Origin of the sequence: Sphingomonas sp. Y38-1Y (assembly GCF_032391395.1) — a bacterium.
In the GTDB taxonomy this organism is placed as follows: domain Bacteria; phylum Pseudomonadota; class Alphaproteobacteria; order Sphingomonadales; family Sphingomonadaceae; genus Sphingomonas.
In genome coordinates this window covers 618,808-643,298 of the sequence record NZ_CP135916.1, presented here as the reverse complement: position 1 = coordinate 643,298, position 24,491 = coordinate 618,808, and the positions used below count along the sequence as shown (strand labels likewise).

The window sequence follows — 24,491 nt, the reverse complement described above, 5'->3', positions numbered from 1 at the left end:
GATTGAAGTCCGTCGCCTCGTAATCCGCGAACGGCGGGCATGAGACGAACCCGCGCCGCCGCTACAGCGCCTCGGCCGCGGCAAAGGCGGTGCCGGTACCCGTTTCCAGGCTGAGCCGCGTCAGACCTTGACGCCGCGCGCGGTCGATCAACGCCTCCAGAATCGCGCTGGCCACGCCGCGGCGGAGCGCGTCGGCGGCGGTGCGCATCGACTTGAGCTCGCCATGCCCCGCATCCAGCCGCTTGAGCGCGCCGCAGCCGAGCAGCGCGTCGCCATCCCACGCGGTCAGGAACGTGACCTCGGGCACCTTCAGCCCCGACAGATCGAGGAAGTGGCAGGTGCCCGGCGGCGACGCGGCGAGCATCCCCGCGAAATGCGTCTGGAGCAGCGCGACGACGGCCGGATGGTTGAGCTGCCCCTCGCGCAGGTCCATCAGATCACGTCGGCGAGTGTCGCCAGGCATGCGTGCGCCAGCGCCTTGGAACGTGCGGGCGACCAGCCTTCGACCGGGTCGGGCGAGGGATCATGATCCTTGAACGGCATCTCCAGCGTCATCGACACCGCGCCGAACCGCTCGGCAAGCTGGTTGGTCGACATCGACAGATTGGCACGCCCCGCCGACGCCTTGTCATAGCCGAGCTTCGTTTGGAACAGCGGCGTCCCCGCCGCCAGCCGACGCTGAAAATCGTAGAAGCGCTCGCCATGCGCGCCCGTCCAGGACGGGATGCCCTCATACCCGGCGAAGAAGTTGGCCGGGATCGCCTCGTCACCATGCACGTCGATCGCCCAGTCGACGCCGGTCGCATCCATCGCGTTGCGAACCGCAAGCACCTCCGGCGAGCGCTCCAGGCTCGGCGAATGCCATTCGCGGTTGAGGTTCACGCCCGCCGCGTTGGTGCGAAGATGCCCACGCCGCGACCCGTCGGGGTTCATGTTGGGGACGAGGTGCAGCGTCGCCTTCTCCCGCAGCGTCGCCGCGATAGGGTTTGCGGCATCGGTCAGCGCCTCCAGCACGCCTTCCATGAACCACTCGGCCATCGATTCGCCGGGATGCTGGCGCGCATAGATCCACACCTGCCGCGGCCCGTTGCCGATATCCAGGCAGTCGATCGACTGCCCGTCGAGCGACAGGCCCAGCGTCCGGTGCGACACGCCCGGCGCCGCGGCGATGCGCGCGACTAGGTCGTGGTGGCGCTCCATTGAATAGGGTGCGAAATAGGCGAACCAGACGACGTCGCTGTCGATCGCATGATCGAATTCGAGCACGCCGTCCCGATAGGAAGCACGCTCGACCATCGGCCACGCCTGACGATCGCTCGACACGCGCGGGCGATAGCCGGGCCATCCGAAGGCGTAGGCCGCGCCGCCTGCGTTGAGCAGGCGAAAGGTCAGCCTCCGCCCTTTCGCGCCGGCGACGCGAAAGTGGAACCACTGGTAGAAGTCCGAATGGGCATCCCGGCGGATCTCGAGGTCGACGCGGTCGCCCTCGATCCCCACCAACTCGATATTGCCGCTGTCGAAAGCGGCGTTCACGTCGATCGTCATGGCACCGTGGTAGTGAAACCCGACTGGCCCGGAAAGTCCCTGAACAGCGCGTTGGCGAGGCGGCCTGCCTGGTTCGCCGCGGCATCGGCGCTGGCAGGCGCGGTGCCGCTGGTGCGGGCATTGCCTTCCCACACGACCGTCTGGTCGGTGCGGCGGCGGATCTTGACGGTGACGTCGCTGCCGATCAGCGCGCGGGTCGATCCGCCAAGCTCGGTCGAGACCCCGCCGCCGACGCCGCCGCCCATGCCCCCCGAGACGCCGCCCAGGCCGATGCCGAAGCGCGGGCCGACGCGCGTCGTGCCGACCTGGCCGCGATCGACGCTGACCTCCAGCGTGTAGAGCGATCCCGCGCCCTCGGGCACCCGCGTATAGCCCATGCGCGACAGTTCGGCCGAGACCGCATCGACGATCATGTCATAATCGCTCGACAGGCTGGCGGTGCCGCGCCCGGCATTGCGGTCGACGAGGAAGGTGCCCGGCGCGATCGGCGTGCCCAGGTGATAGCGAATCACCTCGACCGGCCCGGTTCGAACACCGCCCGTCGTACAGGCACTGGCGAAAAACGCCGGCAGGGCCAAAAGGACGAGCGAACGAACACGCATGGCGGGCTTCCTTCCTGACGCGCCGCGAGGATGCGCTGCGGCGTGGGTGTCGTAACGCACCGACAACGCTTTGGCTTCCCGCTTTCGCGTGGTCGGTCCGGATGGCCGTTGCACCTTGACGCCCGCGCCCCTCGCGGCTAGGCGGCGCCTTCGCTTTTTCCCGCGTAATTCTGGATATGAATCGAGCCGGTCATGAAGATCGTCAACAGCCTTAAGTCGCTCAAGGGGCGTCACCGCGACAACCGCGTGATCCGCCGCCGTGGCCGCGTGTACGTCATCAACAAGACGCAGCGTCGCTTCAAGGCGCGCCAGGGCTGATTCGCTTGGTCGAGGATCGTCCGGCCGTGCGTCCGCATGCCGTCATCTTCGACATCGGCAACGTCCTGTTCCACTGGGACCCGCGGTTCCTGTACGAGCGCCTGATCGGCGACGATCGGGCGCTCGACGCGTTCGTGCGCGACGTGCTGACGCACGAATGGCACTTTCAGCATGATGCCGGCCGCAACTTCGCCGACACCTCGGCGGAGCTGATCGCAGAGCATCCGCACCATGCCGAGCTGATCGCCGCCTGGGGCCCGCGCTTCAACGAGAGCGTCGGCGGGCCGGTCGAGGGCATGCACGCCATCGTCGAGTCGCTCGATGCCGCGGGCGTGCCGCTCTATGCGATCACCAATTTCAGCCACGAATTCTGGCCACCCTTCCGCGCCGAATGGCCGGGGCTGTTCGATCGCTTTCGCGACATCGTCGTGTCGGGCGAGGAGCGGCTGGTGAAGCCCGATCGCGCGATCTACGACCTCGCGCTCGCCCGCTTCGGGCTGGAGCCGGGCGATGCGGTGTTCGTCGACGACAACCCCGCCAATGTCGACGCGGCGAATGCGGTCGGCATCCATGCGCATCGCTTCACCGACGCGTCCGCGTTCCGCCGCTTCCTCGAAGAACACTGGCTGCTCGCGGGCTGATCGCCACGAAAGCGTCATGGTTGCGCGCGAAGGGCGGGGCATGATCGCCAAGCCTTTCCGCCTTCTCGCCGCCGCTGTCACCCTCCTCGCCGCGCCGCTCGCCGCGCAGGAGATGCCGACGACCCCGCCCAAGCTCGTCGTCATGATCTCCGCCGACCAGTTCTCGACGGACGTGTTCGAGGAGTATCGACCCTTCTACCAAGCCGGGCTCAAGCGCCTGTCGCAGGGCGCGGTGTTCCCCAACGGCTATCAGAGCCATGCCGCGACCGAGACGTGCCCCGGCCATTCGACGCTGATGACCGGCGACCGACCGGCACGGACGGGCATCATCGCCAACAACTGGTTCTCGTTCAAAGGGCCGCGGCCGGGCGAGGTCTATTGCGCCGAGGACGAGCGGCTGGGCACGTTCAAGGATTATGTGCCGAGCGACCTTCACTTGCGCGTGCCGACGCTGGGCGAGCGGATGAAGGCGCGCGACCGGCGCACGCGCACCGTCTCGATCGCGGGCAAGGATCGCGCGGCGATCATGATGGGCGGCCACAAGATGGACGCGATCTGGTTCTGGCGCGACGGTCAGGGCTTCGTATCGACGCTCAAGACCGCGGCGCCGAAGACCGTCGTGGCGGCGAACGATGCCGCACGCGCCGCGATCGCTGCGCCTGCGGCAGCCAAGCCGCTTCCGGACTTCTGCGAATCGATCAGCCGCCCGGTCAAGGTCGGCGAAGCGGTGATGGGCGCCGGCCGCTTCGAGCGCGCGGGCGGCAACGAGAGCCTGTGGAAGGCGTCGCCCGACTTCGATGCCGCGATCGGAAAGCTCGCCGCGGACGTCGTCGCCGACATGAAGCTCGGCAGCGGTCCCGCCACCGACGTGCTGACCGTCGGCCTGTCGGCGACCGACTATGTCGGCCACCGCTATGGCACCGCAGGGTCGGAGATGTGCATCCAGGTCGCGGCGCTCGACCGCACCGTGGGGGCGCTGCTCGACGCGCTCGATGCGACGGGGGTCGACTATGTCGTCGGCTTCTCGGCCGATCATGGCGGCAACGACCTGCCCGAGCGCGAGCGTGAGCGAGCGGTACCGCACGCCGCGCGCGTCGATCCGGCGTTGGCGCCCTCGTCGCTCGGCAAGAAGATCGCGGCAGAGCTCGGCTGGACCGGCGGGCAGTTGCTCTACGGATCGCTCAACGGCGACGTGTGGCTCGCGCCCGAGCTGACCGGCGAGTGGCGCACCCGCGTCCGCGACGCGGCGATCGCCGCCTGGCGCGCCTCGCCCCAGGTCGCGTCGGTGCTGACTGCCGAGGAGGTGCGCGCGACGCCGATGCCGACCGGCACGCCCGACACCTGGTCGATCGCCGAGCGCCAGCGTGCCGCCTATGACGCCGAACGGTCGGGCGACCTGTTCGTGTTCCTGAAGCCTGCGATCACCCCGAACCAGACCGGCGCGACGCATGGCAGCCCCTGGGATTACGACCGCCGCGTGCCGATCCTGTTCTGGCGCAAGGGGATCGGCCGGTTCGAACAGCCGCTTGCGGTCGAAACCGTCGACATCATGCCGAGCTTCGCGGCGCTGGTTGGGCTGAAGCTGGCGCCGGGCGAGGTCGACGGACGCTGCCTCGACCTGGACGGCGGGCCGGCCGACACCTGCGCCATAAAGCGCTGAGCCGCCCCCCTCCCTGGAAGGAGGGGCTGGGGGTGGGTCGGCTCGCTCGGGGCAGCCGGCCCGATCATTCGCTACCAACCCACCCCGACCCCTCCTTCCAGGGGGAGATACCGCCTCACCCCTCGTGGCTGTAGTTCTTTAGCTCGTCGCCGATGATCTGCGTGACGTGCAGCACGTTGGTCGATCCCGGCACGCCGAACGGCACGCCGGCGCACACGACGACGCGCTCGCCGCCCTTGGCGAGGCCGTGGCGCAGCGCCATGCGCTTGGCCTTGGCGACCATTTCTTCGAACGAGGCGACGTCGCGGGTCTGGATCGCGTGGACGCCCCAGAGCAGCCCGAGCCGCCGCGCGGTCTGCGCCCGCGGCGTCAGCACCAGGATCGGCACCGACGGCCGCTCGCGCGCGATGCGGCGGGCGGTCGAGCCCGACAGCGTGAAGCAGATGATCGCCGACGCGCTTGCCGTGATCGAGATGTTCTTGGCCGCCGCCGCCAGCGCGTCGGCGGTGGTCGGATCGGGCGTCGTCACCGTGAAGTGGACGCGGTCGCCATGCGCCGGGTCGCGCTCGACCGCGTTGGCGATCGCATCCATCATCGCGACCGACTCGGCCGGCCACGCGCCCGCGGCGCTTTCCGCCGACAGCATGATCGCGTCAGCGCCGTCATAGACCGCGGTCGCGACGTCCGAGACTTCCGCACGCGTCGGTGTCGGCGCCGAGATCATCGATTCGAGCATCTGCGTCGCGACGATCACCGGCCGGCCCAGCCGCCGCGCGGTCTCGACGATGCGCTTCTGGAGCGGCGGCACCGACTGCGGCGGCAGTTCGACACCCAGGTCGCCGCGGGCGACCATCACGCCGTCGCACTGCTCGACGATCTCGTCGAGCCGCGCCACTGCCGAGGGCTTCTCGATCTTGGCGAGCAGCGCGGCACGGCCGGCGATCAGCTTGCGCGCGTCGGCCAGATCCTCGGGCCGCTGCACGAACGACAGCGCGATCCAGTCGACCTGCTGTTCGACCGCAAAGGCGAGATCGCTGATGTCCTTTTCGGTCAGCGCCGCCATCGGCAGCACGACGTCGGGAACGTTCAGCCCCTTCGAATTGGACAGCGCGCCGCCCACCTCGACCACCGTCTCGATCTGGTCGTCCGAATGGTCGGTAACGCGCAGGACGAGCTTGCCGTCGTCGAGCAGCAGCCGCGCATCGCGCGCGATCGCGGCAAAGATCTCGCGGTGCGGCAGCTCGACGCGCGACGAATCGCCGGGCTCAGGTGAGCGGTCGAGGACGAAGCGCTGCCCGGGTTCGAGGATGACGCGCCCATCGGCGAACTTGCCGACGCGCAGCTTGGGCCCCTGAAGATCGGCAAGGATCGTCGTCGGCCGGCGATACTCGACCTCCATCGCGCGGATCGCCTGGATCACCGGGATCTTCGACGCCTGGTCACCATGGCTCATGTTGATGCGAAACGCGTCGGCGCCGCGCTCGAACAGCGCCGCGATCATCTCGGGGCTGCTGCTGGCGGGGCCCAGCGTCGCGAGCACGCGCACCTGTCGCGAACGGGGCGGCATGGCCTTGGTCATGGGAAGAAACGCTCCTCGGCTTGTCCGGCGCGGTTGGTAACCGATATTGGCGGGCGATCAACCATGCATAGGATTGCGCTAACAATGGCGAGCATCGACGAACTGGACGACCGGGTCGCGGCGGCGGCGTTCCGACGGCTGGTCAGGCACCTGCAGCATCGCACCGACGCGCAGAATGTCGACCTGATGGGGCTGGCCGGCTTCTGCCGCAACTGCCTGGGCGACTGGGTGGCGGAAGCGGGCGGCATGCCGAAGGATGCGGGGCGCGAGATCGTCTATGGCATGCCCTATGCGGACTGGAAGGCGCAGCATCAGGTCGCCGCAACGCCCGACCAGATCGCGCGCATGAACGAAAGCGTCGCGAGGAACCCGCGCGAGGACGCACTGGACGAGGCGCTGGAGGACAGCTTCCCCGCCAGCGACCCGCCGGCGATGACCGAGCCGCGGTGACCATCCTCCGTACTGGCTAAAATTCCTCGTTCGCTTCGAGCGAAGTCGAGAAGCCGTTTCTCGACTACGCTCGAAACGAACGCCGGTCTTGATTTCGCCCGTTCGTCCTGAGCTTGTCGAAGGACATGCCGCAAGCGGTGTGGCTCCCCACGTGCTTCGACAGGCTCAGCACGAACGGTGGAGAGGCGGTCGGCACCACCAACGGGGCAAACGGTCGACCTCCCTAGACCGCCGCGCGCACCGCGTCGCAGATGCGGTCCACCACCGCCTCGACCTGGCGCGCGTCGTCGCCCTCCGCCATCACCCGGATCACCGGCTCGGTGCCCGAAGGCCGGATCAGCAGCCGCCCGCGGCCGGCAAGCTCCGCCTCGGCCGCGGCGATCACGTCGATCACCGGCGCCGCCTCCAGCGGCTTGGCGGGCCGTTCGTAGCGGACGTTCTTCAGCACCTGCGGCACTCGGTCGAAATGGTGGAGCACCTCGCTCGCCGCACGGCCGTCTCGCACCAGCTCGGCCAGCACCTGGAGCGCGGCGACCAGGCCGTCGCCGGTGGTGCCATAGTCGGAGAGGATGATGTGGCCCGATTGTTCGCCACCGACATTATAGCCGCGCGAGCGCATCGTCTCGAGCACATGCCGGTCGCCCACCTTGGTGCGGATGAGCTCCAAGCCTTCGCTCGCCAGCCGGCGCTCCAGCCCCAGGTTCGACATCACCGTCGCGACCAGCCCGCCGCCGTTCAGCCGCCCGCGACGCGCCCAGCCGAGTGCGATCGTTGCCATCAACTGGTCGCCGTCGACCACCGCGCCCTGCTCGTCGACGACGATCAGGCGGTCGGCATCGCCGTCGAGCGCGATGCCGAGGTCGGCGCCGCTCGCGACCACCGTCTCCTGAAGCACACCGGGGGCGGTCGACCCCACGCCGTCGTTGATGTTCTTGCCATTGGGCGTGACGCCGAGCGTGACGACTTCGGCCCCCAGCTCCCACAGCGCAGAAGGAGCGACCTGATACGCCGCACCATTGGCGCAATCGACCACCACCTTCAGCCCGTCGAGGCGCAGATCCTCGGGAAAGCAAGCCTTGGCGAAGTGGATGTAGCGGCCGCGGGCATCCTCGATCCGCTTGGCGCGGCCGATCTCGGCGGAGGGGACGAGCGGGACGGTACCGTCGATCAGCGCCTCGATCGCTTCCTCGTCGTCGTCGGACAGCTTGTAGCCGTCGGGGCCGAACAGCTTGATGCCATTGTCGACATAGGGATTGTGGCTGGCGGAGATCATCACGCCGATATCGGCGCGCATCGATCGCGTCAGCATCGCGACCGCGGGCGTCGGCACCGGTCCCAGCAGCACCACGTCCATGCCCACCGCGGTGAAGCCGGCGACCATCGCGTTTTCGAGCATGTAACCCGAAAGTCGCGTGTCCTTGCCGATCACGACGCGATGCTTGTGGTCGCCGCGCAGGAAGTGTGCGCCCGCCGCCATGCCGACACGCATCGCCATTTCGGCGGTCATCGGCGCCATGTTGGTGGCGCCGCGAATGCCGTCGGTGCCGAAATATTTTCTTGCCATTACGCGATCCCGCTACACGTTGCGCCGATTGGTCCGGCCGCCTGATAGCGCGGCCTTTTTGGAAGGGCGAGCATGTCGCAGCCGATGCGAATATTGTTGGCGCTGATCGCGGGCATCGCCGCGGGCATTGCGCTGGCCGCATGGCGGCCCGACGCGGCCATCGCCGGCACGTCCCTCGCACAGCCGATCGGGACGATGTGGCTGAATGCGCTGCGGATGACGATCGTGCCGCTGGTCGTCGCCCTGCTCGTCACCGGCGTCGCGGCGACGGCGCGAGCGGCGCGGGCGAGCAAGCTTGCCGGCCGCGCGATCGCGGTCTTCCTGATCTGTCTGTGGACCTCGTCGGCGTTGGGCGCGCTGTTCACGCTGACCCTCCTCGACCTTTTCCCCCTAGGCGACGCGGCGAGCGCCGCGCTGAAGGCGAGCTTCACCAGTGCCGCGCCCGTCGGCCCGGTGCCGCCCTTTTCCGACTTCCTCGTCGCGATGGTGCCGACCAACCCGGTATCGGCCGCGGCGGAGGATGCGTTCCTGCCGCTCATCGTCTTCACCGTCACCTTCGCCTTCGCGCTCACTCGTCTGGCGCCCGAGCCGCGCGAGCTCCTGACGCGCTTCTTTCAGGCGATCGCCGACGCGATGCTCGTCGTCATCACCTGGGTGCTGTGGCTGGCGCCGCTCGGCGTGTTCGCGCTCGCCTATGTCGTCGGCGCCAAGGCGGGGACGGCAGCGTTCGGGGCGCTCGTCCATTATGTCGCGGTCGTCGCGGGAACCGGCATCCTCGTCTGGCTGCTCGCCTATCCCACTGCGGTGTTCGCCGGCCGCGTGAAGCTGCGCGACTTCCTGCGTGCGACCGGCTCGGCACAGGCGGTGGCGATCAGCACGCAGTCGAGCCTCGCTTCGCTCCCCGCGATGCTGCGCGGCGCCGAAGCGCTGCGGCTGCCCGTCGCAGCCTCAGGCGTCGTGCTGCCGCTGGCGGTCGCGATCTTCCGCTTTACCGGGCCGGCGATGAACCTGTCGGTCGCGCTCTATGTCGCGCACGTGTTCGGCATCCGGCTGGGGCCGGAACAGATCGCGATCGGCATCGCCGCCGCGGCGATCACCACCTTGGGCGCGGTCAGCCTGCCCGGCACGATCAGCTTCGTCTCCTCGATCGCGCCGATCGCGCTGGCGATGGGCGTGCCGATCGAGCCGCTGGCGCTCCTCGTCGCGGTCGAGACGATGCCCGACATCGTCCGCACGCTTGGCAACGTCACGATGGACCTCGCCGTCACCAGCGTCGTGACGCGCGGCCAGGCCGAGGGACTGGGCGGCACGGAAGCCGACGCGCTGCTCAGCGAGTAGCGCGCCGGCCGTTGCCTCAGACGATCGGCATCAGCGCCATCTGCACCATCGCGCCCGCCATTTCGTCGCCGCGAACCGGCACGAACGCGGCGTCCGGCACGAAGCGCATCGGCGCCGCCGCGGCCACCAGTTCGTCGGGCGCGAAGATCATCGCCGTCAGATTGTCGGCGACGAGGCCGAGCGCGCCCATCAGCGGTGCGCCGCCAATCGCCACGTCGCCGTCGAGCAACCGCCCATCCTCGATCACGATCGTGCCGTTGTTGACGAAGTCGATCTCCCCCGCGATCGTCGAGGTGCCACCGCCCCGCTTGATGATCGTGCCGTCATTGACGATCGCACCGGCCGATCGAAAGTCGCTATAGGCGCCTTCGAGCAACAGCGTCCCGTTCGCGGCGACGTGCACCGTCCCAAGACCGCTGCCGAGCCACGCGCCCATATTGTAGTCGTTGATGTCGAGCGTGACATAGCCGTTGGCGACCGACGCCGATCCTTCGATGCGCAGTTCGCGACCGAGCAGCGGCGCGCCGTAATAGCCATGGGTGTCACCGTCGAACGCCCGGCCAAGCTGGGCAATGGCGCCATCGGCGACGATCGTGACGCCGTCGTCCCCCTGAATGCCACCCGTCCATTCGAACGACTTCGTGACCGTCAGCGTGCCGCTGCCCCGGACCTGTCCGCCCGTCTGCGTGAGCGTGCCGATCGAGACGTTGCCCTGGACGATCAAGATCCCGCTCTCCACGGTAATGTGGTCGTAATGGGCGCCGTCGTCGATCGTCCACACGCCGCCACGCAGGATCAGGCCACCGCCCTCCAGCTTGATGTCGCCGTAGATGAGGCCGCCGATCTGCGAAGCGCCGGCGCCGTCGCGGGTGAAGCTGCCGCCATCCTCGACGACGATGCGGTTGTACCCGTAATAGATATCGAACAGACCGCTGTCCGGACCCGACAGTCGAAGCGAGCCGCCGTCGGCCACCCGGACCGACGACGCACCGCCATAGCGCTCGCTGCCGAGATCGGTCTGATAGCCCTGATAGATCGCGCCGCGATCGATCTGGACCGATCCCTCGATCGACAGCTCGTTGCCGAGGTACAGATAGCCGCCATTACCGTTGGCTACGCCCACCTGCATCGTAGCGCCGTCGCCGATCGCGAGCCCACCTGTGTTGACGACATAGGCATAGCTCGTGACGCTGACCTCGCCCGTGATCGTCAGCTTGCCTGGTCCTGCCACCATGGCGCCGCTGCCCAGCACCAGCGTGTCGAGCACCGCGTCCTCGTCGACCCAGAGGATCCCGCCTTCGACCGACAGGCTCGTCACCGGCGAGTCGGCAGTCAGGTGGTAACTTCCGCCGCCGCGCAGCGAGATCGAATCGAACAGCGCGTCGACGCCCACCATCTCGACCCCCACCATCACCTTGCCCGAGCCGACATGCTCGACGTCGGCGCCGGTCTCGGCGGTGAAGCGGACGACCTTTTCGCTACTGTTTTTGTACAGCGTGTTCTGCCCGTCGACGAAGGTCAGCCCGCCGCCCGCGCCGACGACGATCTCGCCGCCGAGCGGACGATATTCGTTGCCGTCCCAATAGGCAGTGCCGAGATAGACGGTCAGCGCTTCCCAGGCCGCCTCGCCCTCGATCGTCAGCGTGGTGCCGAGCGTCGTGGAGTTCGGATAGGCAAAGCTGCCGGGCGAGACGTCGCGGCCGAACTGCGCGAACGCGTCGGCGCCGACGGTCAGGCCGCCGTTCCGGATCACGCCGCCGTCCCAATCGAAGCGATCGGTGACTTCGATGGCGCCGTCGCCGCTCAGCAGGATGCTATTGCTGAGTGCAAGGTTCGCGATCGAGAGATCTGTCGGCACCTTCATCTCGCCGCCGGTCAGCTTGAGCGTCCCCGCTCCGGCCACGCCGGTCAGCGTGCCGCCACCGCTCAGGTCGAGCGTTCCCGACTCGACCGTCACGTCGCCGTTCACCGCCAGGTTGATCTGGCTGCTCCCCGGGCCGCGCCGGACGAAGCTGCCATCGGCATCGACGTTGATCGCACCCTCGCTCGACTGGCGATAGAGGCTGGCCTGGCCGCCGTCGACGACCAGCGACCCGCCCGCCAGCACGTCGATGGTCGCGGCACGGAACGCCGAGTTGGCGGTGCCCGCGCCGGCATAGACGACCGCTCGCGAAACCGTGACGTCCCCGGCGATGTCGAGGTCACGGCCGAGATAGAAGGCGCTCTGCCCCGGAAGCGATTCGGCATCGACCGGACGGCCGATCGCCGCGGTCGCACCATCGGCGATCACCGTGGCGCCGGTGCCCGCCAGCGTGCCGCCCAGCCAGTCGAACTGATCCTCGATCGTCAGCGCGCCAGCCCCCTCGAGCGTGCCCGAGATGACGACGAGATGACCGATCGTCACGTCCCCGTTGATCCGCACAATGCCGCCATTGACGGTGAGCGCCGACAGGTCGGTTCCGGCCGCCAGCTCCAGCACCTCACCTGCATCGACGCTCTCGCCGACGGCCACGACCGGATCGATCACCGGCAAGCTGCCGATGTCGCGGTCGGGCAGGTCGAGCAGCCCGGCATCGGCGCGATAGCTGCCGCTGCCGCTGATCGCGATGCCGACATCGACGGTGGACGTGCCGCCGCCCATCTTGACGATCGAGCCGTTGTTGACGATCCCTGCGGCCAGGCTGCTGGCCCGCGACACGTCGCTATACGCGCCGGCGAAGGTCAACTCGCCGCTCGAGTCGACGATCAGGCGGCCGATCGAACCGACGCTGCCGGCGCCCTCATCGATCGTCCCGCTCAGATAAAGTCGCGCTTGTTCGATCGTCGCATCGCCCGCGACGTTGAGGTCGCGGTAAAGATAGACGCCGTACTGGCTGAGATAGTTGCTGCCGTTCCATTCGGCGCCGATCACCGCGGTCGCGCCGTCGGCGATCACCGTGGCGCCGCTTCCCTGCATCACGCCGCCGACCCAGTTGAGCCCGCCGGTCACGGTCACGTCGCCCGTACCCGTCAGCGTGCCATAGTTCATGGTGAGCGAGCCGATCTGGACATCGCCATCGGCAACGACGCGTCCACCCTCGATCGACAGCGTCTCGATCGCGCTGTCGCGCACGCGCCAGTCGCCGCCGGACAGGACCCGTATCCCGCCCGCCCCCGACATAACCGTGATTGCATCATCGAAGGGCGTCGCGATCTGAAGCGTATCGAGCCCGGTCTTGACCAGCGTCGCGCCGCCGGACAGTGCGATCGGATCGCGCTGGCCATAGAAGTCCACGCGCTCTGTCAATTCGATCCGCGCGTCCCCACTCGCCGCGATGGCGCCGGTCGCCGTGACATAGGCGCGGGTCGCCGGATCGTAGACCGAATTATAGGTGTAGAGGTAGATGTCGCCGATCGTCAGGTCGCCCGTCGTCTCGATCGTCCGCGCCAGCGTGCCGCTATAGACCGACCCCTGGCCGTCGACGATGCCGCCGATCCGAGCCTCGGCCGCGTCGCCCAGGACGAGCTTGCCCGCGCCGATCAGGTCGCCGTTCCGCCAGTCGAAGCGGCCGGTGACGGTCAGGTCGCCCGCCCCCGTCAGCGTGCCGCCCTCGATCCGAAGCTCGGGCAGCACCACGTCGTCGTCGACCACCAGCAGGCCGCCCGACAGGACGATGCGCTGGAGTTCATGGCCCGAGGTCAGGTGGAAGACGCCGGTGACGATCACCTCGCCGTCGCTCGCATCGATCGCGTCGGTTCCCCCTTCGTAGCCCGCGGTCAGGCGAGCGCCATCGGCAATCTCGAACCGGCCGTCACCGACGATATCCTCGACGCCGTCGCGGCTATATTCGACAATGTTGCTGTCGCCCGTGACGATGAACGCGCCGCCATCGGCGATGTCGATGTTGCCGGTGGCCGAGATGTAATCGCTATCCTCGGGATCGTAGAACGAGGCGTTGAGGTAGAGGTTGGCGTGGCCGCTCTCGACCCGGCCCTCGACCGTCATGTCGCGGCCCAGCGTCATCGATTCGCGGCCATAGATTTCGTCCAGGTCGGGCGTGCGACCCAGCATCGCCGTCGCGTCGGCGGCGATCGTCAGCTCGCCCGCGCCGGCGATGACGCCGCCATGCCAGTCGAGCGTTCCGGTGACGGTTAGGTCGCCTTCGCCCAGCATCATGCCGCCGATCATCTCCAGCCGGCCGATCGAGACGTCGCCGTCCAGATAGACATAGCCACCCGCCACCCGCAGCACGTCGATCACGGTGCCGTCGGCGACGTGATAGACGCCGTTGCCGCTGATCTCGACGCGGCCGCCCTCGATCACGGGCAGCGTGTCGGTCGTGATGCTGATCTGCGCGGTGCCGGGTCCGGTCTTTTCGAACCGCCCGCCGTCCGCGACGGTGATCTGCCCGGCATTGAGGCCGTTATAGTTGTAGAGATCGGATAGCGGCCCATCCAGCCGGAACACGCCGCCATCAGCCACTGCGATGACCCCGGGGAGCAGCACGGGCGGCGAGCCGGTATAGTCGTAGCGACCGAAATAGACGTAGCCGCCGCCAAGCGTCAGCTCACCTTCGACGGCGAGCGGCTGCGCCAGATACAGATAGCTCGCGTTGTTGGGCTCGTCCGGGTTCCAGCCGCGACCGAGCAGCACCTCCGCGCCTTCGGCAACGGTGATCGTACCGGTGCCGGTCAGCTCGCCATATTCGATCGTGCCGCCCTCGCGGATCGTCACGTCGCCGGCACCGTTGAAGCGGCCGTAATAGCTCATGTCGAACGTGCCGACGTTCAGGCTGTCGGCGACGGTCAGCGTACCGGTCAGTTCGATCACGTCGGCGCGCATCAGCACGACGTCGAGCGCGCCCTGGATCTGAAGCGTCGCGGTCGAGGTGACGGAAGCTGCGACGGCATTGTCGTCGACGATGATGCTGCCGCCATCGGCCAGCGAGATGCCGACATCGTCCTCGGCCGTGGGCAAACGGCCGAGATTCCAGTTGACGGGATCGCTCCACTGGCCGCCCGTCGCGGCACCGACCCACTGGATCGAGAAGTTGGCGACGGTGAAGTCCCGCTCGCCCAGGTCGGGCGCGGCGGCGTTGCCCGCACGGTCGCGGAACGCGCCGTCGGCGATGTCCAGGCGATAATCACCCGCCTCGATCGTGTCGAAGGTGACGCGGACGGCGCGGTTACCGTCGCGAAGCTGGAACGCGATCGGCGCGACTGCCGCTCCGCCGTCGTCGGGGACGATGCGGAAGCTGTCGATCGAGATCGATGCGGGATCCAGCGCCTCGTCGAACAGGAAGGTGAAGCTTCGGAAGGATTGGCCGATCACCTGCCCGTCGGACAGGTTGCTGCGCACCAGCGCGGGCGCGATCGTGTCCGGGATCAGCTCGACCGTCACCAGTTCGGACAGGCCGATATTGCCGCCCATGTCGGTGACGCGAAGCTGGACGGTCAGCGTGTCGGACCCGCCATTGCCCGCGATCGTCGGCACCCGCACGCCCAGGTCGAAGGGGAAGCCCGCATCGACCGACTGGACGACGCCGTTCACCAGCACCTCGACCTGGCGGACCTGGACATCGTCGGCGAGGTTCGCCGACAGCTCGATATCGCGGCCCTCGATCCACTGGCGGCCGGGGGTCGCCGGATCGACATCGCCGGGAACGACCGTCAGTGTCGCGGTCGGCGCCGCGCCCCTGGTATCGAAGCCCGAATAGTTGACGACGCTGAACCCGCCGGACGCATCGCCGACAAAGGCGAAGCCCGAGCCGATCGCGACCGCGGTCGGCGCGGCGCCGAGCGTGTAGCGCGTGACGAAATCGCCGGTGACGGCTGGGTCGCTCACATCGACCACGTCGATCGCATTGGTGTTGCCGACGCCGCCGACCGCGCCCACCGCGACGCCAAGGCCCGATCCGTTCAGCGCGATGTCGCTGCCGCCGATCGCGGCATTGTCGACGCCGCTCGACAGCTTGAGGTCGTCGAGATCGCGGACGTCGATCGTCGAATAGCCGCCGTTGAAGCCGTTATAGGCCGGGACGTAGAGCGTGCCGCTGCCGACGAACAGCTGCGCGTTGGTGGCGATGGTGTTGATGACGATGTTGTCATGCGCGATCAGCGCGCCGTCGCCGGTGACGGTGAAGGCGGTGAGCGTGTTGCCCGAGAGCACGAACAGCCGGTCGCCCTCGACCGCGAACGCACGCACGTCGGCCGACTGGACCCGTTCGGCCAGCAGCTCGCCCGTCAGCGGGTCGAGCAGCATCAGCCGGGCGCCGTCACTGGCGGCGAGTAGCCCGTCGACGAACTCGACCTGCAACCCGTCGGCGTCCAGCGTGCGAAGGATCGCCGGATCGGCGGAATCGCTGATATCGACGATCAGCACGCCCTCATCGGTCGCAACCGCGGCAATCCCGCCGGCAACATCGACCGCGACGTCGGTGGCGTTGCCCGCCGTCGCCAGCTTCGCCAGCAGCACGGGCGCCAGCGGCACCGCGATGTCGATGATCGACAGCGCGTCGCCGGTCTGGACGAACGCCAGCCGCGACGCGCTTGCGCCCAGTCCCGCGACCGTCACCACCTCGACCACTGCCGCATCGCCAGTGTCGAGCGAGGCGACGACGCCTTGGGCGGTCGGGAAGTTGCCGAGGGGATTGAGGTCGTTCTGTATCTCGAACAGGTCGGACAGGCCGTCGCCGTCGGTGTCGGCACTGGTGGCGGAGGTGCCGATGATCGCCTCGGCCTCGTCGACCAGCCCGTCGCCGTCGCTGTCGGGCAGCTTGTCGTAGCCATAGAGGTTCGGCAGCGGGATCCTGGTGTTCTCGCCCGATCGGCCGGTGGTGAAGCTCGCCTCGCCGATCAGGCCGTTGGCCAGATCGAGGATCTTGAGTGTGAGCGCGGTCTCGGCCGGCAGGAACACGTCGAGCGAACCGTCGGCGCCCAGCTGGCCGCGGATCGGCGAGGCGCCGCCCTCGATCACATAATAGGCGCCGCCGGGCAGCTCGACGAAGGTCGAGATGCCGTGCGAGACATCGGCCAGGCCATAGTCGACCCAGGCCACCGCCTCGTCCACCACGCCGAAGTCGGCGGGCCAGCCGGCAGGGAGGACCATCTCCTTCTCGAACAGCGGATTGGCGTCGTTCAGGCGCGCGAGCAGCGACTGGAGCTCGGCCAGATCCTCGGGACTCAGCAGGTCGCCGACGCTGGTGTCGCCCGCGGCGAACTGGCGCGCGAGCGCCAGCACGTCGTCGTCGCTGACCAGATCGCCGCTGCGGCCGAAGACCGACTTGAACAGGTCCTTGGTGTCGATAAAGTATTTCACTTCCTCGATCAGGATGCACGCCGCCTCGAAGGCCGCCTTGACCGCCGCGACCTTGCCGCCGGCCAGCAGGTTTTCGGCCAGCGCGATGAAGCCCTTGATCTCGGTCGTCAGCAACAGCGTCGACTTGATCGCGTACAGCGCCTTGTCGATGCCCGGGGTCGCGCATTCGGGATCGTCGCTGGTCGACTTGAGCGCCTCGAGCGTCTTGGCCGCGACGTTGAGTGCACCGATGCCGCCCTCGACCGCCGCCTTGATCTTGTTGATGTTCTGTTCGCTGGCCTCGTTGAACACCTTTTCGACGCCGAGCTTCACCGCCTGCTTGAGTGCGTCGATAACCATGAACGCATCGGTCCACGCCTGCGGGCTCTTCTCGAACAGCGAACCGGCGAGCGACAGGCTGGTCTGCGTCAGGTTCGCGGCCTTGTCGGCGATGTCGGTGATGCACTTGGCAAGATCACCGAACTTCACCAGCTCCTGAAGGACGTTCTTGAACGTGAACGCGACTTCCTTGGCGATGTTTAGGAATTCTGTGACGTCGATGCCGTTGCCCTCGCACTCGGGCTTTGGCGGATCATTGTCGGGATCGGGCTTCGGCGGCTCGGGCCGGCGCGGCGCGGGATCGTCGGGCAGCCCGGTGGGCGATCCCGGCGGGGTCAGGCCGTGCCAGCCGGGCTTGGTGATGCCCATGCCCGGATCGGTGACGACGGTGAGGCCGTCGGCGCTGACGGTGGCGGTCCCCTCGATCACCAGCCGGCCGGTGGTGTGGTCGAACGACAGGAAGTTGAGCTTGGTGCCCGGTGCTGCGTTGAAGGTGTTGGGGAACACCATCGTCAGCGGCTCGGAAAAGACCGCGGCGCCCGGCGCCTGGATGGTGATGTCGAACGTGTGCTGGAGGAGCCCGTCGGGCAGCATGTCGCGGACGAGCTCGGGCGGGACGGTCGAGATGCCGACCTGGGCATTGTCGACCGGCTGGCCATCCTCGCCCAGCACCGATCCGGGCTTCACCTCCAACGTCAGGCGATCGCGCTCGGCGGCGGTCAGCCCGGTATAATCGTCGCCCTTGGCGACCACGGTCGTCGTCTGCGTATCGCTGATCTCGACCAGCACGTCCTTGCTGATGCGCGGCAGATAGACCTCGCCGCGGGTCAGGTTGTCCGCCTGGAGCTCGGTCGAGCCCATCGTGCCCATCATCGTGTTGGCGACGCCCGCGCGCACCTTCACGTCCATGACCATCTCGGGGAAGAACACGCCGTCGGGCGCGTTGGTCGCGGTACGGCCGTCGATCGCCACCTTGACCGTGCCGGCGGGCACGTTGGTCAGCGTGAAGCTGCCATCGGCGGCGGTCAGCACCGCCTCGCTCTCGCGGCCGAGGATGTAGACCTTCACGCCGGCCAGCCGCTCTAGGAACACGTCGTCGGCGGTGTGCGGCACGCCGTCCGGCCCGGCGCGGAAATCGTCTGGGGTCATCGGCTTCAGGTCGCGGCCCGGGCCGACGATGAAGCCAGTGATGGTGGTGCCGGGCACCACCGCGTCGCTGATCGTCGTGAAGCCCGCGGCATAGGCGCCGCCGGCGCTGCCGTTGGCGTCGCCGTCGAGCATCGCGCCGTCCGCCGCCTTCACCCTGGCGCCGTCCAGGTGCACGGTGATGCGCTGCGCGCCCGGCATCGCCTTGTCGAGGAACAGGTACGCGCTCTTGCCGTCCGCGGCGGTGACGATGCTGGCGGCCAGCCTGTTGCCTGCGGCGTCGGTCGCGTAGAAGCTGTCGGCGGTCAGCGTCGATGCGTCCACCGCCTTGGAGAAGGTGACCTGCGGCCGCTGCGTCAGGCCGACTTCGCCGCTGCCGGCGCGCGGCGTCATCGCCGTGACCGTGAACGGCGCGGGCGCGGCGATCGAGAAGTCGATCGTCTTGCTGGCGCTGTTGCCCGCGGCGTCGCGCGCGGTCACCACCACCTTGTGCCCGCCCGCCGCCAGCGCGGCGATGTCGAGCGCGCTCGAGAAGCCGCCGTCGCTGCCGAAGCCGACCGGGATCTCCGCGCCGCCATCCACCGAATAGCTGAGCGCGGTCAGCCCCGAGCCGGTGCCGTTCGCCAGCCCCGCGATCCGCGCGCCTGCCGCGATCGACGCACCATCGGCAAAGCCGGTGAAGTCGATCGTCGGCGCGACCGAATCGACGAGGTAGTCGTAGCTGACCGCGTTGCCCCTGTTGCCCGCCGCGTCGCTCGCGCGCAGCACGATGCGGTGCGCGCCCTCGCCCAGCGCATCGGCGTCGAGCGTGAAGCGCCCGAGATTGTCGAAGTGGACGAGGCCGAAGGCGCCGCCGTCGACGCTCGCCTCCAGGCTGGCGACGCCCGACAGATTGTCGATGACGAAGCCCGACACGTCGAATCCGTCCTTGACCGCCTTGCCGCCAGGCGTCGTCACCGCGATGCGCGGCCCGCTGGTGTCCGCGGTGCGCGACAGCGCCTCGATCACCGCCTCGCCCACGTCGCGGCCGATTTCCTGACCCGCCTGGTTCGAGAATTCGAAGTGGATGCCGCCATAGATGCGGCTGCGCCCCGCCTCGTCCGCGGCGGCGTCGAAACTGCCGAAGCTGCGCGTCACGCCCGCGACCGTGGGGGAGCCGACGGTGAAGGCGAAGTCCTCGCCGAACAGATAGGTCAGGATCTCCGCACCCGCCGCCGAATAGGTCGAGTGGCCGGAGACATAATCGGGGTGCGCGGGGCTCAGCTGCTGCGGCGTCCAGTTCGGATCGGCAGCGGTCAGGTCGTTGCCGTCCTTGTCGCCGTTGCGGATCGCCGTTTCGGGCCGCCAGAAGCTGTAGGTATATTTGGTGTCCCACGCCGCGATCGAGGCGTCGGCGAGCGCCAGGTTGAGCATCGCGTACATGCGCGCGTTGGCGGCGATGCCCGCGCCCGTCATCTGCGCGGCGACCTCGGCAATGTCGTTCCAGTGGCCGGGCGGCGTCGCGGTGCCGATGCCGTCGCGCCAGAAGGCGGCGGCCGCGGTCTGGTCGGCGGTGCGCACCGTCGATCCGACGCCGCCGATCGCCACCAGCTCGTTATAGGCGGCGGCGTACTCGGCGCTATTCAGCGCGGGCGGCGGCCCGGCGCGAAACTGATCGGGGCTGGCGATGACGAAGGGGTCGAGCGTCGCCCATTGCGGCAGCTCGGGCTCCGCATACATCGGCCCGGTTCGCACCCATTCGCCCGGCGCGCTGCCATTGTCGTGCGTGACGAACGCGTCATAGCCGTCGCTTTCACGCAGCGCATAGACGATGTCGGCCATCGTGGTGCCGAGCTCGCGCCCCTCGGCCAGCGCCTCGCCGGTGCCGAGCTGGTCCATGACCTGCGCCAGCCGCGCGTCGAGCACGTCCTTGCGACCGGGGAAGATCGCCAGCAGCATCGTGTAGCTGGCGTAGGCGACCGCCGCCTCGATCGAGGCATCCGCGCCTGCATCCAGATTGACCCACAGCGGGATCGAGCCGTCGATCGCGCTGATCGCGTCATAGACCGCGACGCTCTGCATCGCGAGCGCGCGGCTCGCCATCGCGGGCGGCGTCGCGCTGCCGGCGATCACCTCCAGCGCGACATTGTTCCAGAATAGCACCTGGTCGCTGGTCGCCGACCCGGCGATCCGCTCGACATCCAGCGTGACGACGGTGGCGTTGCCCGCCGCGTCGGTCAGCGTCACGTCGATGCGGTTGTCGCCGATCGACAGCGGCACATTCTCCAGCGCGAACTTGCCCGACGAGCTGACGAGCGTCGCGCCCTTGCCGCCGATGCTCGCGGTCGTGCCCGCTTCGACGTCGATGCCGACCAGCGTGACGCTGGCCTGCGCGGTGATGCCGTCGCCGACGGTGCCGCTGTCGGAGGAACGCGCCAACGCGACGCTGCCGCCGGTCGGCGCGACATTGTCATAGGTCATGGCGACCTGCGCCCGCTGCGCACCCGTGGTCAGGACCAGCGTATGGTTTCCTTGCGCGAAGCTGCCGAGCGTCGTGGGGTCGAGGGTGAAGCGGCCGTCCGCACCAACCGCGGCGCTGACGTCGATCGCGGCGCCGCCGTCGATCGACAGGCGCAGCGACGCGGCGTCCGCGGGGTTGAGCGCACCGCTGATCCGCGCGTCGCGGGTCAGGCCGTCGGTCGCGCTGGTGCCGGTGTCGGCGAACAGCGCGGCGCTCAGCGTGCTCGGCGGCGCCTCGACCACATCGGTCACGGTGACCCTGACCGCCTGTTCGGTGCGGTTGGCGCCATCGCTGGCCGCCAGCGTCACGTCATAGACGTTGTCGCCGCCGACATCGCCCGGCCGCTCGAAATCTGGCGCGGCGACGAAGGAAAGCGCGCCGGTCGCGGCGTCGATCGCGAACTTCGCGGCATCGGCACCGCCCGCGATCGAGAAGCGCGGCGTTCCGCCATCGGGGTCGGTAACGGTCGCTACCAGGCCGGTCGCGACGCGGTTCTCCGCGACGGAGATCGCGGCGGCGGAGGTGAAGGTCGGCGCGACGTCGTTGACGTTGGTGACGGTGATCGTCACCGCCTGGGTCGTCGTGCTGACGCCGTCGCGTGCGGAGAGCGTCACTTGATAGACGTTGTTGCCATCGGCATCGCCCGGTGCCTCGAAATCGGGTGCCGCCACGAACGACAGCGCGCCCGTCGCCGCGTCGATCGTGAAGCGCGCGGCATCGGCGCCGCCCGCGATCGCGAACACGGGCGCGGCACCGTCGGGATCGCTGACGGCGGCGACCAGCCCGGTCGCCAGCCGGTTCTCGGCCACCGACGCGCTCGCCCGCGAGGTGAAGGTCGGGGCGACGTCGTTGACGTCGCGCACGGTGACGCTGACCGCCTGGGTGGTCGTCAGCTTGCCGTCGCTTGCCGAGACGGTGACCTGATAGACGTTGTTGCCGCCGACATCGCCCGGCGCCTCGAAATTAGGCGCGGCGACGAAGCGCAGCGCGCCGGTCGCGGCGTCGATCGTGAACCGGGCCGAATCCTCGCCGCCGGCAATGGCATAGGTCAGGCGGTCGCCATCGGCATCGGTCGCGGTGACGGTCTGGACCGCCACGCCATTCTCGTCGACCGCGACGCTCGCCGATGAGGTGATGACCGGAGCGTTGTTCGGCGGCGGAGGAGGGGGTGGCGGCGGCGGGGGGCGGCGGGGTTACCGTCTCGTCGACGTCGGTCACCGACACGCGGATCGCCTGGTCGGCATTGTTGGTCCCGTCGCTCGCGCGGACCACCACCTCATAGACATTGTCGCGGCCGACGTCGGCTGGCTGTTCGAAATCGACCGCCTGGACGAAGCGGAGCACGCCCGTCGCCGCGTCGATGACGAAGCGCGCGGCATCGGCGCCGCCGGCAATCGCATAGCGGACGCTCGTACTGTCGGCGTCGGTCGCGCGCACCGTCAGGATCGGCGCCACCGAGTTCTCCGCAACCGTCGCGCGGTTTGGCGAGGTGAAGACGGGCGCGACATCGTCGACATTGCGCACGGTGACCGCGATCGCCTGGGTCGTCGTGAAGCGGCCGTCGCTCGCCGCAACGACGACGTCATAGACGTTGTTGCGGTCGGCATCGCCCGGCGCCTCGAAATCGGGCGCCGCGACGAAGGAAAGCGCACCGGTCGCCGCGTCGATCACGAAGCGCGCGGCATCGGCGCCGCCCGCGATCGAGAAGCGCAGCGCATCGCCATCCGTATCGCTCGCAGCGACAGAGGCGACGGCGCGGCCATTCTCGTCCACCGTCACCGCGGCGGGCGCGGTCAGGATGGGGGCGTTGTCGTTGGCGTCGGTCACGGTCACGCGGACCGTCTGGGCGGCGCTCGCCCGGCCGTCGCTAGCGCGGACGACCACTTCATAGACGTTGTCGCGGTTGGCGTCGGCCGGTGTCTCGCGGTCGGGCGCGGCGGCAAAGGCGAGTGCGCCGGTCGCCGCGTCGATGACGAAGCGCGCGGCATCGGCGCCGCCCGCGATCGCATAGGTGATCGGATCGCGATCGGGATCGACCGCGCCGCCGCTCGCGGTGACCGCGGTCGCCCCCTCGACCAGGCTGACCGCGCGCGCGGCATCGATCACCGGCGCTTCGTTGGGAAAGCCGACGGGAAGCGGGTCGTTGCCCAGCATCGTCCCGCCGAAGACGATCACGCCGTCCTCGATCTCGAGCGCATAGGCGACGCCGGCGATCTCGATCGTGGTCGCCTCTTCGCCGATCGGCACCACCAGCATGCCACCGTTCGGCATCTCGAAGATGGCGGAGCTGCCCGACCGGCGCACCGTCAGCCCCGCGCCGACGCCGCTCACGACCACGCGGTCGCCGCCCGCGTTGAACGACGCGTCGAGGACGATCCGCGTCCCCGCCCCGAGCGAGACGCGGATCGTCTCCTGCCCGTCCGGCGTGCCAAAGATCAGATGCTCGCCGGCGATGACCGGCGTGAAATCCTCGTCCTGCGAAAGCGTGATGATCGCCACGGTGCTTGCCCCCCTGTCAGGCGGGCAGGAGTCCGGGCCAGGTCGATCGCGGCTGCGCAGCCGAAAGGGTACGCCGACGCCTCCGCGTCGAGCCCATGTTCAGCCAGCGCAACCCGATTCTATCTTGCCCGCCGGCGCGATGGATCGTGGTCCCCGGTTCCCCCCCGGCAGCCGATCCGATCGCCAGTCCCCACCCGCGATGCTTCTACAATGACGCAAGCCCGAGGGCGCGATCAACGGACAGGATATGGACGATGCTCAGCGTGCGCGAACGGACACGGCAAGGCGATAGCCGGCACCCTGGACGGTGGCGATCACCGGCCCCTCGACCAGCGGCTCGAGCTTGCGGCGGATGCGGCGGACGAGCGCGTCGGCGGTGCGCGGATCGATCTCGTCGCCGCGCCGCGCGATTGCGCCGCACAGCGTTTCGCGCCCGACGACCGCGCCGCCGGCCTCTGTCAGCAGTTCGAGCAGCGTGAACTCGCCGCGGGTCAGCGGTGTCGGTCGCCCGCCCGGCGGCGACAGCGTCCGCGCATCGAGGTCGAGGAGCAGCCCCGCCAGGTCGAACCGGCGCGGCCGCGTGCGGCGGCGAAGCAGCGCGCCGGTCCGTGCGCACAGCTCGCCCGGATGGACAGGAAGCGCGACCAGGTCGTCGCACCCCGCCTCGATCGCGGCGATCCGCTCCTCGGGCCGAGTCGCGGTGCCGACGCCGATCAGGCCCGCCCGGCCCGTCGTGCCCAGTTGCCGCGGCAGGTCGCGCGCACCGAGCGCGGGATGGTCGAGATCGAGCAGCACGACGTCGACCGCCTCGCGCGACATCGTCATGCGGCATTCCTGCGGTCCGGTCACCGCACGAACGGCATACCCCCCCTCGACCAGTGCCAGTACATATTCGGCGCGCCGTGTCGGCTGATGTTCGACCACCAGCACACGGCCCGCTCCTTGTTTTTCGATCACGCTTTCTTTCGCCCCCGAAGAAAACACGACGCATTCGACTCGCGCGGACTATCCGCGCGGCTCGTTCTTGTCGCCTC

The 24,491-nt window shown here is 68.8% G+C and carries 12 protein-coding genes and 1 pseudogene; 5 read left to right on the top strand and 8 right to left on the bottom strand.

Going from position 1 to position 24,491, the window contains the following annotated elements:
- Positions 1–61 precede the first annotated feature (61 nt).
- From RS883_RS02855 to RS883_RS02845, 3 genes are read right to left on the bottom strand one after another with little or no spacing between them, the layout of a single operon-like run.
- Positions 62–463: a GNAT family N-acetyltransferase gene (locus tag RS883_RS02855; RefSeq protein ID WP_315762497.1), complete on the bottom strand. Its 402-nt coding sequence runs from the start codon at positions 461–463 to the stop codon at positions 62–64.
- Positions 433–1,545, bottom strand: coding sequence for a M14 family metallopeptidase (locus RS883_RS02850; protein ID WP_315762495.1), 1,113 nt, complete (start codon positions 1,543–1,545; stop codon positions 433–435). The genes RS883_RS02855 and RS883_RS02850 overlap by 31 nt, the downstream gene beginning before the upstream one ends.
- Positions 1,542–2,147: a DUF4136 domain-containing protein gene (locus tag RS883_RS02845; RefSeq protein ID WP_315762493.1), complete on the bottom strand. Its 606-nt coding sequence runs from the start codon at positions 2,145–2,147 to the stop codon at positions 1,542–1,544. Before RS883_RS02845 ends, RS883_RS02850 begins: the two co-directional genes overlap by 4 nt.
- Before the next feature lie 192 nt (positions 2,148–2,339).
- Between RS883_RS02845 and ykgO the strand changes: the two genes are divergently transcribed.
- From ykgO to RS883_RS02830, 3 genes are read left to right on the top strand one after another with little or no spacing between them, the layout of a single operon-like run.
- Entirely contained in the window at positions 2,340–2,465 is a 126-nt protein-coding gene (ykgO, locus tag RS883_RS02840; RefSeq protein WP_066575973.1) for a type B 50S ribosomal protein L36, read from the top strand.
- A gap of 26 nt (positions 2,466–2,491) precedes the next feature.
- On the top strand, positions 2,492–3,106 hold the full coding sequence (locus tag RS883_RS02835; RefSeq protein WP_315762448.1) for an HAD family phosphatase: 615 nt from the start codon (positions 2,492–2,494) through the stop codon (positions 3,104–3,106).
- A 40-nt stretch (positions 3,107–3,146) separates the two neighbouring features.
- Positions 3,147–4,766 carry an alkaline phosphatase family protein gene (locus tag RS883_RS02830; RefSeq protein ID WP_315762446.1) on the top strand — a complete coding sequence of 540 codons (1,620 nt, stop codon included), beginning with the start codon at positions 3,147–3,149 and terminating at the stop codon, positions 4,764–4,766.
- A 115-nt stretch (positions 4,767–4,881) separates the two neighbouring features.
- On the opposite strand, the gene pyk is transcribed toward RS883_RS02830, so the two are convergent.
- Entirely contained in the window at positions 4,882–6,345 is a 1,464-nt protein-coding gene (gene pyk, locus RS883_RS02825) for a pyruvate kinase (RefSeq protein WP_315762443.1), read from the bottom strand.
- Between the two features lie 84 nt (positions 6,346–6,429).
- Here pyk and RS883_RS02820 point away from each other — a divergent pair, with 84 nt between their 5' ends.
- Positions 6,430–6,795 (top strand): DUF1244 domain-containing protein, encoded by a 366-nt coding sequence (locus RS883_RS02820; protein ID WP_315762441.1) that lies wholly within the window; start codon positions 6,430–6,432, stop codon positions 6,793–6,795.
- 223 nt (positions 6,796–7,018) lie between these two features.
- Here the strand turns inward: RS883_RS02820 and glmM are convergent, their stop codons facing one another.
- On the bottom strand, positions 7,019–8,359 hold the full coding sequence (gene glmM / locus RS883_RS02815; protein WP_315762439.1) for a phosphoglucosamine mutase: 1,341 nt from the start codon (positions 8,357–8,359) through the stop codon (positions 7,019–7,021).
- A gap of 84 nt (positions 8,360–8,443) precedes the next feature.
- Between glmM and RS883_RS02810 the strand changes: the two genes are divergently transcribed.
- Positions 8,444–9,697 carry a dicarboxylate/amino acid:cation symporter gene (locus RS883_RS02810; RefSeq protein WP_315762437.1) on the top strand — a complete coding sequence of 418 codons (1,254 nt, stop codon included), beginning with the start codon at positions 8,444–8,446 and terminating at the stop codon, positions 9,695–9,697.
- A 16-nt stretch (positions 9,698–9,713) separates the two neighbouring features.
- On the opposite strand, the gene RS883_RS02805 is transcribed toward RS883_RS02810, so the two are convergent.
- The 3 genes and pseudogenes from RS883_RS02805 to RS883_RS02795 all read right to left on the bottom strand — a co-directional run bounded on the left by RS883_RS02805 (position 9,714) and on the right by RS883_RS02795 (position 24,387).
- Positions 9,714–22,055: an Ig-like domain-containing protein gene (locus tag RS883_RS02805; protein WP_315762435.1), complete on the bottom strand. Its 12,342-nt coding sequence runs from the start codon at positions 22,053–22,055 to the stop codon at positions 9,714–9,716.
- A gap of 178 nt (positions 22,056–22,233) precedes the next feature.
- Positions 22,234–23,112 (bottom strand): annotated as a pseudogene (locus RS883_RS02800) (cadherin domain-containing protein); the annotation flags it as partial.
- A gap of 603 nt (positions 23,113–23,715) precedes the next feature.
- Positions 23,716–24,387, bottom strand: coding sequence for a response regulator transcription factor (locus tag RS883_RS02795; protein WP_315762434.1), 672 nt, complete (start codon positions 24,385–24,387; stop codon positions 23,716–23,718).
- Between the last annotated feature and the right edge of the window lie 104 nt (positions 24,388–24,491).

Coding starts and splice junctions, on each gene's coding strand:
- RS883_RS02830 (WP_315762446.1), top strand. CDS start 3,147: ATGATCGCCAAGCCTTTCCGCCTTCTCGCCGCCGCTGTCACCCTCCTC.
- pyk (WP_315762443.1), bottom strand. CDS start 6,345: ATGACCAAGGCCATGCCGCCCCGTTCGCGACAGGTGCGCGTGCTCGCG.
- glmM (WP_315762439.1), bottom strand. CDS start 8,359: ATGGCAAGAAAATATTTCGGCACCGACGGCATTCGCGGCGCCACCAAC.
- RS883_RS02855 (WP_315762497.1), bottom strand. CDS start 463: ATGCCTGGCGACACTCGCCGACGTGATCTGATGGACCTGCGCGAGGGG.
- RS883_RS02810 (WP_315762437.1), top strand. CDS start 8,444: ATGCGAATATTGTTGGCGCTGATCGCGGGCATCGCCGCGGGCATTGCG.
- RS883_RS02845 (WP_315762493.1), bottom strand. CDS start 2,147: ATGCGTGTTCGTTCGCTCGTCCTTTTGGCCCTGCCGGCGTTTTTCGCC.
- RS883_RS02820 (WP_315762441.1), top strand. CDS start 6,430: ATGGCGAGCATCGACGAACTGGACGACCGGGTCGCGGCGGCGGCGTTC.
- RS883_RS02850 (WP_315762495.1), bottom strand. CDS start 1,545: ATGACGATCGACGTGAACGCCGCTTTCGACAGCGGCAATATCGAGTTG.
- ykgO (WP_066575973.1), top strand. CDS start 2,340: ATGAAGATCGTCAACAGCCTTAAGTCGCTCAAGGGGCGTCACCGCGAC.